The following is a 12,586-nucleotide window of genomic DNA, read 5'->3' as shown; positions in this document are numbered from 1 at the left end:
AAGTTACACATTGCGGAAGGGGTGTCGGCAATGACGCGGACGCTGAAGGAACCGGATCGCGAAAAGACCGCGGACCGCCTGCTGAAGTCGTCGGCGAACAAGTTCTACGACCCGGACGTCGACATCGACTGGACCGCGCCGCTGGTCGAGGGCAAGCGCTTCATCCTGGACGAGCGCTCCTCGCTCTACGGCACCGAGCTGTGGGACAAGCTGACCCCCGAGCAGCGCATCGAGCTGGGCAAGCACGAGGTCGCCAGCGTCGCGACCACCGGGCTGTGGTTCGAAATCCTCCTGATGCAGATGCTGCTCAAGGAGGTCTACGAACAGGACCCGACGTCCTCGCACGCCCAGTTCGCGCTCACCGAGATCGCCGACGAATGCCGGCACTCGACGATGTTCGCGCGGATGGCGTCGCGGATCGGCTGCCCCGCCTACGGCCCGGTGCCGTGGCTGCGGCGCCTCGCGAAGCTGATGCCGACCATCTCCTACGGCCCGGCGCGCTACGGCGCGATCCTGGTCGCCGAGGAGGTCCTCGACCGGCTGCAGCGCGAGCAGATGAATGACGAAGGCGTGCAGCCGCTGGTCCGGATGGTCAACCGGATCCACGTCCTCGAAGAGGCCCGGCACGTCACCTTCGCCCGCGAAGAGGTCACGCGCGGCATGGCGAAGCTGTCGAAGGCCGAGATCGCCTACCAGCAGTTCATCATCGCGGTCATCTCGTACTTCGTGACGCGGGCGTTCATCAACCCGAACGTCTACAAGGCGGTCGGCATCCGGCCGCGTGACGGCGTCGAAGCGGCGCTGAACAACCCGCACTGGCAAGGGACGATCGCGTGGGCCGGGGAGAAGATCATGCCGTTCCTCGAGGAGTCCGGTCTCGTCGGACTGCCCGGGAAGTACTTCTGGCGCAAGTCGTTCCTGCTCCCGGCGGGCCGGTGACCACCGCGTCGCGGCTGCGCGACCCCTCGCTCGGGCACCGGTTCGTCGCGAGCGACGGCGCCGCGCTGCACGTCGCGGAATCGGGCCCGGCCGGCTCGCCGGTCACGCTGGTGCTGGTGCACGGCTGGACGCAGGACCACCGGACGTGGGACTTCGTGCTGCCGCACCTGGACCCCGGCGTGCGCGTGCTGCGCTACGACCTGCGCGGCCACGGCGGTTCGGCGCACGCGCGGCCCGGCTCGGCGACGATCGCCCGGCTGGCCGACGACCTCGCCGAGCTGATCGCCGACCGCGTGCCCGAAGGGCCGGTGGTGCTGGCCGGGCACTCCATGGGCGGCATGACGCTGATGGTGCTCGCCGAACGGCACCCTGCCCTCGTCCGGGAGCGCTTGGCGGGCGCGGCGTTCGTGGCGACGTCGTCGGGGGACATGGACAAGCTGACGCTGGGGTTCCCCGGCCTGGCCGGGCGGAGCGTGACGCGCTTCGAGCCGCGGCTGGCGAAGCTGCTGGCGGGCCTGCGGTCGGACACGCTGCGGCTGCGGCCGGGGATGGTCCGCTCGGGCGCCCGGCGGCTGGTGTTCGGGGTGCGCCCGGGGCGTGCGCAGGTGGACAGCGTCGTCGAGCAGCTGCTGGCGGCGCACCCGGCGAGTGCGGGGCTGTTCCTGGACGCGATCGCGTCCCACCGCGGCGTGGGCGGGCTGGGCGCGCTGTGCGACGTCCCGTCGGTGGTGCTGGCGGGGGAGAAGGACCGGCTGTGCCCGCTGGCCCACGCGAAGGTGATCGCGGACGAGCTGCCGCACGCGGAGTTCGTCCGGTTCCCCGGCGCCGGCCACATGCTCCCGCAGGAACGCCCCTACGAAGTCGCCCGCCGCATCTCCGTCCTGGTCCGCACGGCCGCCTCCCGCTGAACGTCTTGAATGACTCATTCAGGTCTTCGGAGGTCCTGAATGAGTCATTCAAGACACCGGGTCAGGCGTCCTTGAGGGGGAAGCCGCCGCCGATGCCGCGCCAGGCGAGGTTGGCCGTCAGGGCCACCGCTTCCTCCTGGCTCATCGACTGGTGGTGCTGCAGCCAGAACCGGGCGCTGACCTGGCTCATCCCGACCAGCCCCACGGCCAGCAGGCGCGCCTTGTCCTCGTCGAGGCCCGCGTCCGCCGTGATCGTCTCGGTGATCGCGTCCACGCTCGCCGACGTCGCGCGGTCGACCGCTTCCTGGACCGCCGGCTCGCCGCGCAGGTCGGACTCGAACACCATCCGGAACGCGCCCGCGTCCTCGCTGACGAAGTCGAAGAACGCGCCGACCGTCGCCGGGACGCGCTGGCGGTTCTCCGTCGTCGAGTCCAGCGCCGTCTGCACGCGCTTCACCAGCTCGTCGACGTGGCTCTCCAGCAGCGCGATGTACAGGTCGAGCTTGCCGGGGAAGTGCTGGTAGAGCACCGGCTTGCTGACACCGGCCACTTCGGCGATCTCGTCCATCGCGGCGGCGTGGTAGCCGTTCTCGGCGAAGACCCGCTGCGCCGCGGCGAGGAGCTGCGCCCGCCGTTCGGTCCGGGGCAGGCGCACCCCACGTTGCTGCAGCCGCGTCATCTCCGTCATGCTCGTCCTCCCGTCATCGCTTCTTCGACGGGCGGGGTCGCCACCGCGTGAAGTCGACCTGAAGATTACTCGCCGGTATGTATGCCGTGCCACGGGTCGGGCATCCTGGATCCGTGAACACCGTCGTGACCGCGCGGGCGCCGCTGACCCACGTGCCCCTGTCGAGCAGGGAATTGCCGTCCCTCGAGCCGGTCAAACCGCCGTGGCCGGCCGCCTTCGAAGAGGTCGGCACCGCGCGGCTCCACATCCGCCGCACGCCGGGCCCCGACGGCGTGCCCGCGGTCTACGTGCACGGGCTCGGCGGCTCCTCGACGAACTGGACCGACCTGGCCGCGCTGCTCGCGCCGGTCGCCTGCGGCACCGCGCCCGACCTGCCCGGGTTCGGCTACTCCGAGCCCGAAGCCGGCTTCGACTTCACCCTGGACGAGCACGCCGAGGTCGTCGCGCGGCACATCGAGTCGGTCGGCGCGCCGGTGCACCTGTTCGGCAACTCGATGGGCGGGGCGATCGCGCTGCTCGTCGCCGCCCGGCGCCCGGAGCTGGTCAAGACGCTCACGCTGATCTCGCCCGCGGTGCCCGACCGGCGCCCCGACCCGCGGCGGCTGTCGGACCCGCGGATGGCGCTCGCCTACCTGCCGCTGGTCGGCGCGCGCGTGCGGGCCCAGCTGGCCGCGCTCGGGCCGCGGGAACGCGCCGCGCAGGTCATCAAGCTGTGCTTCGCGGACCCGTCGCGGTTCCCCGAAAGCCGGCTCGACGAGCTGACCGAGGAGCACGGCGCCCGCGCGGGCTTCGACTGGGCGGCGCCCGCGCTGGCGCGCAGCACGTTCGCCATCTTCCGGGCCTGGTCGACGCTCGGGAAGGCGTCGCTGTGGTCGGTCGCGCCGCGGGTGACGGCGCCGACACTGGTGGTCTGGGGCCGGGAGGACCGCGTCATCTCGGTGAAGCGGGCGGTGCGGACCGCGCGGGCGATCCCGCGGGCCCGGTTGCTGGTGCTGCCGCGGACCGGGCACGTGGCCCAGATGGAACGTCCGGTGGTCGTCGCCAAGGCCGTCCTGGGCATGTGGGAGCACGTCGAAGCCGGTGCCTGGTAGTCCGATCGAGTGACAACAAACCCCTGCGTGGTCAGCCAGTCGCCGATAACGGTTCGGTGGCGCTGTGGCACCCTGGTGCGGTGGACCGGGTGAAGCAGGACGCGCGAGGCGACGATCGGCGGGCTCCCCACCGCGCGTCGGCCCGCCGGACGCCGGAGCCCGGGGAGCCGCCGCGCACGGGGCAGTACCGCCCGTCGTCGAAGGCGCCCGCGCTGCGCGTCACCGAGGACCGCTACCGCCCGGGCGGGCGGCGGACCAGCGCCGAGCCGCTGAGCGCGTCGTGGAAGCCCCACGTCGAGACGCCGCGCGAGCCGAAGGAACCGCCGCCGAAGTCCGGGCTCGCGAAGCTCACCAAGACCTACGGCTGGCGCGTCTACGCCCTGCCGATCCTCGTCGTGCTGACCGTGCTCGTCGTGGTCAACACGGCCAACAGCCCGGCCCAGCCGATCGCCGAGCAGAGCGCCCCGCCCGGCGTCGAGTCGGCGGGCGGCGACGCGGCGGGCGGCGCCATCGACGACGGCGGGCAGGGCATCCCGGAGAACCCGGCCAAGCCGGTCGACCTCAAGGTGCCGACGGCGGACCTGCCGAACGGCAGCCCGTTCACCCAGGCCGGCCGGGGCAGCTGGCACGTCGTCCCCGGCAGCGGCCCCAAGATCGGCACCGGGAAGCTCTACACCTACACGATCGAGGTCGAGGACGGCATCGACCCGTCGAGCTACGCCGGCGACGACGCCTTCGCGGCCGCGGTCCAGGGCACCCTGTCCGATCCCAAGAGCTGGACGTGGGACGGCAAGATCGCGCTCCAGCGCGTCGACGGCAACTTCCCGAACCCGTCGTTCAAGGTGAGTCTCACCACGCCCGAGACGACGCACCGCGCCGACGCGTGCGGTTTCCAGATCACTTTCGAAGCGTCCTGCTACCGCAAGAGCCTGGGCCGGGTGCTGATCAACCTGGCCCGCTGGGTGCGCGGCGCGAAGGCGTTCAACGCGGACATGACCGGCTACCGCCAGTACGCCATCAACCACGAGGTCGGGCACGCGCTCGGCAACCAGCACGTCGGCTGCGGCGGCAACGGACAGCCCGCGCCGGTGATGATGCAGCAGTCGTTCGGCGTCTCCGACGACTACGTCTCGATGCTCAACGACATCCCCGGCGGCGACAAGGGCAAGGTCGCCAAGGACGGCCGCGTCTGCACTCCCAACGCCTGGCCGAATCCCACTCCGTAGGACCTTCCCAACATGTGGCATGGGGGAAGGTCTGTTTGCCTGCGCGTGTTGTGCATAGTGGGATGGACGCGAACCGCGCGCGAGATGGAGGACCCATGTCAGCACTGCCGCCGCTCGTCGAGCCGGCTGCCGAGCTCACCAAGGAAGAGGTGGCCAGGTACAGCCGTCACCTGATCATCCCGGACGTCGGGGTGACCGGGCAGAAGCGCCTGAAGAACGCCAAGGTCCTGGTCATCGGCGCCGGCGGCCTCGGCAGCCCCGCGCTGCTCTACCTGGCCGCGGCCGGCGTCGGCACCCTCGGCATCGTCGACTTCGACGTCGTCGACGAGTCGAACCTGCAGCGCCAGGTCATCCACGGCCAGTCCGACGTCGGCAAGCTCAAGGCCGCGTCCGCGCAGGAGTCGATCGCCGAGATCAACCCGCTGGTCAAGGTGCACCTGCACACCGACCGGCTGGACTCGTCGAACGCGCTCGAGATCTTCGAGCAGTACGACCTCATCGTCGACGGCACGGACAACTTCGCCACGCGCTACCTGGTGAACGACGCCGCGGTGCTGCTGGGCAAGCCGTACGTGTGGGGCTCGATCTTCCGGTTCGAGGGCCAGGTCAGCGTGTTCTGGGAGGACGCGCCGAACGGCAAGGGCCTCAACTACCGCGACCTCTACCCGGAGCCGCCGCCCCCGGGCATGGTTCCCTCCTGCGCCGAAGGCGGCGTGCTGGGCGTGCTCTGCGCGTCCATCGGCTCGATCATGGTGACCGAGGCGATCAAGCTGCTCACCGGCATCGGCGAGCCGCTGCTCGGGCGCCTGATCAGCTACGACGCGCTGGAGATGAAGTACCGCGAGGTCAAGATCCGCAAGGACCCGGACACCCCGAAGATCACCGAGCTGATCGACTACGAGGCGTTCTGCGGTGTCGTTTCGGACGAGGCCGCGCAGGCCGCGTCGGGCAGCACGATCACGCCGGCCGAGCTCAAGGCCAAGTTCGACAACGGCGAGAACTTCGCCCTGATCGACGTCCGCGAGCAGCACGAGTACGAGATCGTCAACATCAAGGGCGCGACGCTGATCCCGAAGGACCGCATCCTCTCGGGCGAGGCGCTGGCGGAGCTGCCGCAGGACAAGCCGATCGTCCTGCACTGCAAGTCGGGCGCGCGGTCGGCGGAGGCCCTCGCGGCCCTGCACGCGGCCGGTTTCAAGGACGCGACGCACCTCGGTGGCGGCGTGCTGGCCTGGGCGAAGCAGATCGACCCGAGCCTGCCGACCTACTGACAGTGGTTGCCCGTGAAGGCCGCCTCCGGCTTCGGAGGCGGCCTTCACGGCGTTTCGCCCGAGTCGTAAAACACTGTGTGACCAGCGCGTCTTCTCGAACGTGGAACACCCGGCCGGGTAACGTCACGACTCGTGCGGTCAACCCTCGAACGCCCTCCGGCGCACGTCTGCTCGGCCTTCGGCGGCCTCGACGACGTCAGCGAACCGCTGCCGGACTCGACGGCGTGGCGCTGCGGCGACCTCGTGCTCAAGCCGGTCACCGACAAGGCGAAGACGCTGTGGACCGCCCGCGCCCTCGACTACATCGCCGAGCCGGGCCTGCGCGTCGCGAAGCCGGTCGGCTCCAGCGACGGCCGCTGGATCGTCGGCGGCTGGACGGCGTCGCGTTTCGTGGCGGGAACGCCCGAACACCGCGGTGACGAGTCGGTGCTGGCGGCGGTGAAGCTGCACCGCGCGACGATCGGCCTGCCCCGGCCGGAATTCCTCAGCGCCCGCCGCGACGTCGACGCGATCGCCGACCGGGTGGCCTGGGAGGAACTCGAGGTCCCCCTGGAAGAGACGAAGGGCGGCCGCTGGTTCGAGGTACTGGCCGGCGCCCGCCGCCCGATCCGCCTGCCGTCCCAGGTGGCGCACGGCGAACTGCTGGCCGGCCTGCTGTTCGACGGCGACGCGGCCCCGGGCCTGGTGGACTTCGTCCCGTACTACCGCCCGGGCGAGTACGGCGCGGCGATCGTCGCGGTGGACGCCCTGGCGTGGGGCGGCGCGACGCGGGAGTTGCTGGAGCGGTGGGCGCACCTGCCGGAGTGGCCGCAGCTGCTGCTGCGCGCGGTGCTGTTCCGGCTGGCGTCGAACGCGTTGAACCCGAGGTCGACGCAGGCCTCGCTGGACGGGCTGCGCGTGGCGGCGCGCGAGGTGAGCGGGGTCTTGTGACCGCCTCGCCGGGCCGGGAAGATGGTGCGGTGACCAGCTACCGAAAGGGCCGTGCCGCGTAGGCGGCCCGGAAGCCTGCGCCGCCCCCGGCGACTCGATGTCGCGGGGCCGCCGCCGGTCAAGATCCCGTACCTCTCCCGCCGCGCTCAGCGGCAGCTCGCCTTCGCCGAAGCGGCGGTCGGCGTCTCGCCCGGTTTCGTCGGCGACCTGCTCGAGGACTGGGAGCGCGCCACCCGGCCGCCGTTCCGGCTGGAACTGCCGGTCTCCCCGCACCCCGACTGTGATCCGGTCGGCACCCGCTGGGTGCTCGCCCGGGTGCTGGACGAGCTGCCGCGCCGCGAGCGAGCGCTGGTGGGGGCCGTGCTGTCCCGGGTCGATCGCCGGTTCGCGGCGCGGACCCTGCCCGACCCGCGCAACCCGTCGCCGTGGTGGTTCGAGCGGCGGCTGTTCGAGCAGAACGGCTGGGGACGCTTGTGACCGACGTCGCAAGCTCGGGCGTCACGACCGGCGATGCGCCGCTGACCTCCCGGCTCCCGGTCCGTGGACGCGGATCTCACCGGCCGGGCGGCAGGAACCCCGCCGCAATGTCAACTGCCTGAAACATTCGGTCGAATCCGGTTAACACGGCCTCCTTAGCGTCAGGGCATCCCCGAATCGCCGAGGAGGTGCCCGTGCCGCAGGTCGAAACCCACTGCCCCTACTGCGCGCTGCAGTGCGGGATGAGCCTCGAAGGCACCCGCGTCACGCCGCGGGACTTCCCGGTCAACGCCGGCGGCCTGTGCCAGAAGGGCTGGACTTCGGGCAGTCTCCTCACGTCGCCGAAGCGGCTGACCACTCCGATGCTGCGCGTGAACGGCGCGCTCGAGCCCGTGAGCTGGGACTTCGCCCTCGACTTCGTCGCCCGCAAACTGCGCGAAACACAGGAGCGCCACGGCCCGGACGGCGTCGCGATCTTCGGCGGCGGGGGACTCACCAACGAGAAGGCCTACTTGCTCGGCAAGTTCGCCCGCGTCGCGCTCGGCACCTCGCAGATCGACTACAACGGCCGGTTCTGCATGTCGTCGGCCGCCGCCGCCGGGATCAAGGCGTTCGGGGCCGATCGCGGGATGCCGTTCCCCGTCACCGATCTCAAGCGGGCCGACGTCGTGCTGCTCGCCGGGGCGAACCCGGCCGAGACGATGCCGCCGTTCACCCAGCACCTGCGCGGGAGCGACCTCATCGTCGTCGACCCGCGGCGGACGCCGACCGCCGAGCTGGCGAGCCTGCACCTCGCGCCCGCGCCGGGCACCGATCTCGCGCTGGCGCTCGGGATCCTGCACGCCGTCGTCGAGGGCGGGCACCTCGATCGGTCCTATGTGGACGAGCGCACCAGCGGGTTCGAGGCCATGTGGCGGATCGTCGCCTCCTGGTGGCCGGAACGCGCCGAGCGCGTCACCGGTGTCTCGGCCGCCGACATGCGCCTCGCCGCGGCGAAGCTCGCCGGGGCCCGCAACGCCTACATCCTCACCGCGCGCGGCACCGAGCAGCACGCCACCGGTACCGCGACCGTCGGCGCCTGGATCAACCTCGCGCTTTCGCTCGGCCTGCCGGGCCGGGAGGGCTCCGGTTACGGCTGCCTCACCGGCCAGGGCAACGGCCAGGGCGGCCGCGAGCACGGCCAGAAGGCCGACCAGCTGCCCGGCTACCGCAAGCTCGACGACCCGGCCGCCCGCGAGTACGTCGCCGGCGTGTGGGGCGTCGAACCGGACAGCCTGCCCGGCCCGGGTCGCTCGGCCTCCGAGCTGCTCGAGGCGCTCGGCCAGGAAGACGGCCCGAAGGCGCTGATGGTGTTCGGCAGCAACGTCGTCGTCTCGGCACCGCGCTCGCAGCGCGTCCAAGATCGACTGTCCGAACTGGACTTCCTGGTCGTCGCCGACTTCGTGCTGTCGGAAACCGCCGCGCTGGCCGACGTCGTCCTGCCGGTCACGCAGTGGGCCGAAGAGCACGGCACGCTCACCAACCTCGAAGGCCGGATCCTGCTGCGCCGCAAGGCGCTCGACCCGCCGCCCGGCGTCCGGTCCGATCTGGACGTCCTCAACGGACTCGCGAAGCGGCTGGGGCAGCCGGAAAACCGGTTCCCTGTGGACGCCGAGACCGTGTTCGAGGAGCTGCGGATCGCGTCCAAGGGCGGGATCGCCGACTACTCCGGCGTCAGCTACGACCGCCTGCGCGACGGCGAGGCCCTGCACTGGCCGGTCCCGGCGGACGACCACCCGGGCACGCCGCGGATGTTCCTCGAGTCGTTCGCCCACCCGGACGGCCGCGCGCGGTTCGTGCCGGTCGAGCACACCGGCCCGGCCGAGCTGCCCGACGACGAGTACCCGCTGACGGCCACCACCGGCCGCGTGCTGCAGCACTACCAATCGGGTGCGCAGACCCGGCTGATCGACGAACTCAACGACGTCGTACCGGAGGTGTTCGTCGAGGTGCACCCGGACACCGCCAAGCGCGCGGGTCTGGAAGAAGGTGATCCGGCGAAGGTCAGGTCCCGGCGCGGCGAGACCGTCGCCAAGGTCCGGTTCGTGCAGAGCCTCCAGCCCGACGTCGTGTTCCTGCCGTTCCACTTCCCCGGTGAGCAGCGCGCGAACCTGTTCACCAACCCGGCGCTCGATCCGGTCAGCCGGATGCCGGAGTTCAAGGTGTGTGCCGTGTCCCTGTCTACTGTGGATGGTGCCGCATGACCCCCCGTGAAGTCGTCGTCGTCGGCTACGGCATGGCCGGCGCCCGGCTGGCCGACGAGATCCGCCGTCGCGACCCCATCGCCGAACGCGTCCGCCTGACCGTGCTCGGCGCCGAAAAGCACGCCGCCTACAACCGAGTGCTGCTGTCCGCCGTCGTGGCGGGCGGGATGAGCGCCGAGAGCGTCCGCCTCCACGACGATGAGTGGGCCGCGCGCCACAACATCGACCTTCGGCTCGGGGTCGACGTCGCCCGCATCGACCGCGAGAAGCGCTGCGTCGAACTCGGCGATGGTTCCACAGTGGACTATGACGCCCTCGTGCTCGCGACCGGGGCCAACCCGTGGATCCCGCCGGTCGAAGGCCTCGAAGCCGGGCCGGGCGTGGTCGCCTTCCGCAGTCTCGACGACTGCGCCAAGATCCTCGACGCCGCCCGCTTCGGCGCGCCGGTCGCCGTCCTGGGCGGTGGCCTGCTCGGCCTCGAAGCCGCCCGCGGGCTGGCCGGGCGCGGCAACCAGGTGACCGTCGTGCACCCGCTGGCCCACGTCATGGAACGCCAGCTCGACCCGGCCGCCGGGCACGTGCTCGCCCGCCAGCTCACCGACATGGGTGTCACGTTCAAGTTCGGCGCCACCGCCGCCCGCTACCTGCCGGGCGACGGCCTCAAGCTCGACGACGGCACACTCGTCCCGGCCGACCTGGTGGTCGTCGCCGCGGGCGTCCGCGCCGAGACGAGCCTCGCCGAGGAAGCCGGGCTCGACGTCGACCGGGGGATCCTCGTCGACGACACGCTGCGCACCAGCGACGGCCGCATCCACGCCCTCGGCGACTGCGCCCGCCACCCGGGTGCCCCGGCCGGGCTGATCCAGCCCGCCTGGGAGCAGGCCGAAGTCCTCGCCGACGTGCTGACCGGCACGAACGCGGCCGCCCGCTACCGCGGCACTACCGCCGTCACCCGGCTCAAGGCCCGCGGCATCGACCTCGCCGCGCTGGGCGAGACGCAGCTCGACGCGGGCACCCCCGACGCCGAGGTGCTGACCTTCAACGACCCCACCGGTGGGCGGTACGGCAAGCTCGTCGTCCGCGAAAACCGCGTGGCCGGGGCGATCCTGCTCGGGCTGCCCGACGCGGCCGCCACGATCACCCAGTTCCACGACCGCGGCACGCTGCTGCCCGACGACCGGCTCGGCGTCCTGCTGGGCCGCGCGCTGCCCACCGGCAGCACCCCGGCCGCCAGCCCGGCCGACCTGCCCGCCGCGGCGGTGATCTGCCGCTGCAACAACGTCACCAAGGGCCGGCTGATCGAAGCCTGGAAGGCCGGCGCCACCGACACTCCCGCACTGGCGCGGGCCACGCGAGCCACCACAGGCTGCGGCGGGTGCACCGATGCCGTCGGTGGGATTGCCAACTGGCTCGCGGCGCAATGACCGACCCGACCCGTCGCAAGGAGAACACCGTGGCACACCAAGGCAAGCACTGGATCGAGCACTGGGAACCCGAGAACGAGGAGTTCTGGGAGTCCACGGGCAAGAAGATCGCCCGCCGCAACCTCTGGTTCTCGGTCTTCGCCGAGCACATCGGCTTTTCGATCTGGACCCTGTGGTCGGTGATCGTGCTGTTCATGGGCAAGGACTACGGGTTCTCCGCCGCCGACAAGTTCCTGCTCGTCTCGACGCCGACGCTGATCGGCGGCCTGATGCGGCTGCCCTACACCTTCGCCGTGGCGAAGTTCGGCGGTCGCAACTGGACGGTCGTGTCCGCCGCCCTGCTGCTGATCCCGACGATCCTGGCGGCGGTCGTGCTGCACCCCGGGACGTCGCTCGGCACGTTCCTGCTGGTCGCGGCCCTCGGCGGCGTCGGCGGCGGCAACTTCGCGTCGTCGATGACGAACATCAACACCTTCTACCCCGAGAAGCACAAGGGCTGGGCCCTCGGCCTCAACGCCGGCGGCGGCAACCTCGGCGTCGCCGCGATCCAGCTGATCGGGCTCCTGGTGATCGGCACGGCGGGCGCGACCGCGCCGCGGATCGTGCTCTACGTCTACATCCCGCTGATCGTCGTCGCCGCGGTGTGCGCGTACTTCTACATGGACAACCTCGCCACCGTGAAGGGCGACACCAAGGCGATGCGCGAGGTCGTCAAGGACCCGCACACCTGGGTCATGTCGTTCCTCTACGTCGGCACGTTCGGCTCGTTCATCGGCTACAGCTTCGCCTTCGGCCTGGTGTTGCAGAACCAGTTCGGCCGCACCCCGCTGCAGGCGGCCGCGGTGACGTTCCTCGGCCCGCTGCTCGGCTCGCTCTCGCGGCCGACGGGCGGCTGGCTGGCCGACCGGATCGGCGGCGGCAAGATCACCTTCTTCACCTTCATCGGGATGGCGCTGGCCACGGTCGTGCTGATCCTGGCTTCGACCTCGAAGTCCCTGGCGCTGTTCACGATCGCCTTCATCGTGCTGTTCGTGCTCACCGGCGTCGGCAACGGCTCGACGTACAAGATGATCCCGGCGATCTTCCGCGCCAAGGCGAAGGTGGCGATCTCGAACGGCGCCGAAGAGGCGGCCGAGCTGCTCAAGGCGCGACGTCTGTCCGGCGCGCTGATCGGCCTGGCCGGCGCGATCGGCGCCGAGGGCGGGCTGTTCATCAACCTCGCCTTCCGGCAGTCGTTCGCCGACGCGAAGAGCGGTGTCCCCGCCTTCATCGGATTCCTCGTCTTCTACGGGCTGTGCTTCGCCGTCACCTGGGCGGTCTACCTGCGCAAGCCCGCCGAACAGCCCACGAGTGAGCGCGGTCTGGCGCTCGCGGGAGCGGAGGTCTGAG

At 71.3% G+C, this 12,586-nt stretch carries 11 protein-coding genes; 10 read left to right on the top strand and 1 reads right to left on the bottom strand.

From position 1 onward, the window contains the following. Positions 1-30: 30 nt before the first annotated feature. Entirely contained in the window at positions 31-939 is a 909-nt protein-coding gene (locus H4696_RS28100) for an AurF N-oxygenase family protein (RefSeq protein ID WP_169735144.1), read from the top strand. Next, positions 936-1,847 (top strand): alpha/beta fold hydrolase, encoded by a 912-nt coding sequence (locus tag H4696_RS28095; RefSeq protein WP_192782576.1) that lies wholly within the window; start codon positions 936-938, stop codon positions 1,845-1,847. The genes H4696_RS28100 and H4696_RS28095 overlap by 4 nt, the downstream gene beginning before the upstream one ends. Positions 1,848-1,908: 61 nt before the next feature. On the opposite strand, the gene H4696_RS28090 is transcribed toward H4696_RS28095, so the two are convergent. Beyond that, positions 1,909-2,535 (bottom strand): TetR/AcrR family transcriptional regulator, encoded by a 627-nt coding sequence (locus H4696_RS28090; protein WP_086863845.1) that lies wholly within the window; start codon positions 2,533-2,535, stop codon positions 1,909-1,911. Positions 2,536-2,648: 113 nt separating this feature from the next. On the opposite strand from H4696_RS28090, the gene H4696_RS28085 reads away from it, so the two are divergent. The 8 genes from H4696_RS28085 to H4696_RS28050 all read left to right on the top strand — a co-directional run bounded on the left by H4696_RS28085 (position 2,649) and on the right by H4696_RS28050 (position 12,585). Then, positions 2,649-3,626, top strand: coding sequence for an alpha/beta fold hydrolase (locus H4696_RS28085; protein WP_086863844.1), 978 nt, complete (start codon positions 2,649-2,651; stop codon positions 3,624-3,626). Positions 3,627-3,706: 80 nt separating this feature from the next. Next, complete coding sequence (locus H4696_RS28080; RefSeq protein ID WP_086863843.1) at positions 3,707-4,852, top strand: DUF3152 domain-containing protein; 1,146 nt, start codon at positions 3,707-3,709, stop codon at positions 4,850-4,852. Positions 4,853-4,947: 95 nt separating this feature from the next. Further along, complete coding sequence (gene moeZ / locus H4696_RS28075) at positions 4,948-6,123, top strand: adenylyltransferase/sulfurtransferase MoeZ (protein WP_086863842.1); 1,176 nt, start codon at positions 4,948-4,950, stop codon at positions 6,121-6,123. 132 nt (positions 6,124-6,255) lie between these two features. Further along, positions 6,256-7,053 (top strand): TIGR02569 family protein, encoded by a 798-nt coding sequence (locus tag H4696_RS28070; RefSeq protein WP_086863841.1) that lies wholly within the window; start codon positions 6,256-6,258, stop codon positions 7,051-7,053. A gap of 51 nt (positions 7,054-7,104) precedes the next feature. Then, complete coding sequence (locus tag H4696_RS28065) at positions 7,105-7,530, top strand: hypothetical protein (RefSeq protein WP_086863840.1); 426 nt, start codon at positions 7,105-7,107, stop codon at positions 7,528-7,530. Positions 7,531-7,724: 194 nt separating this feature from the next. Continuing rightward, a complete protein-coding gene (locus tag H4696_RS28060; protein ID WP_086863839.1) occupies positions 7,725-9,773 on the top strand; it encodes a molybdopterin oxidoreductase family protein in 2,049 nt (682 codons plus the stop codon). Next, positions 9,770-11,197 (top strand): FAD-dependent oxidoreductase, encoded by a 1,428-nt coding sequence (locus H4696_RS28055; RefSeq protein WP_086863838.1) that lies wholly within the window; start codon positions 9,770-9,772, stop codon positions 11,195-11,197. The genes H4696_RS28060 and H4696_RS28055 overlap by 4 nt, the downstream gene beginning before the upstream one ends. Then, the gene (locus H4696_RS28050) at positions 11,194-12,585 is read left to right on the top strand and encodes a nitrate/nitrite transporter (protein ID WP_086863837.1); all 1,392 of its coding nucleotides are present in this window, start codon (positions 11,194-11,196) and stop codon (positions 12,583-12,585) included. The genes H4696_RS28055 and H4696_RS28050 overlap by 4 nt, the downstream gene beginning before the upstream one ends. The last annotated feature ends 1 nt before the right edge of the window (position 12,586 follow it).

The sequence above is a fragment of the Amycolatopsis lexingtonensis genome (assembly GCF_014873755.1).
Lineage (GTDB): Bacteria > Actinomycetota > Actinomycetes > Mycobacteriales > Pseudonocardiaceae > Amycolatopsis > Amycolatopsis lexingtonensis.
Note: the sequence above shows the minus strand (reverse complement) of the source record. Positions and strands in the feature narration are given on the sequence as shown.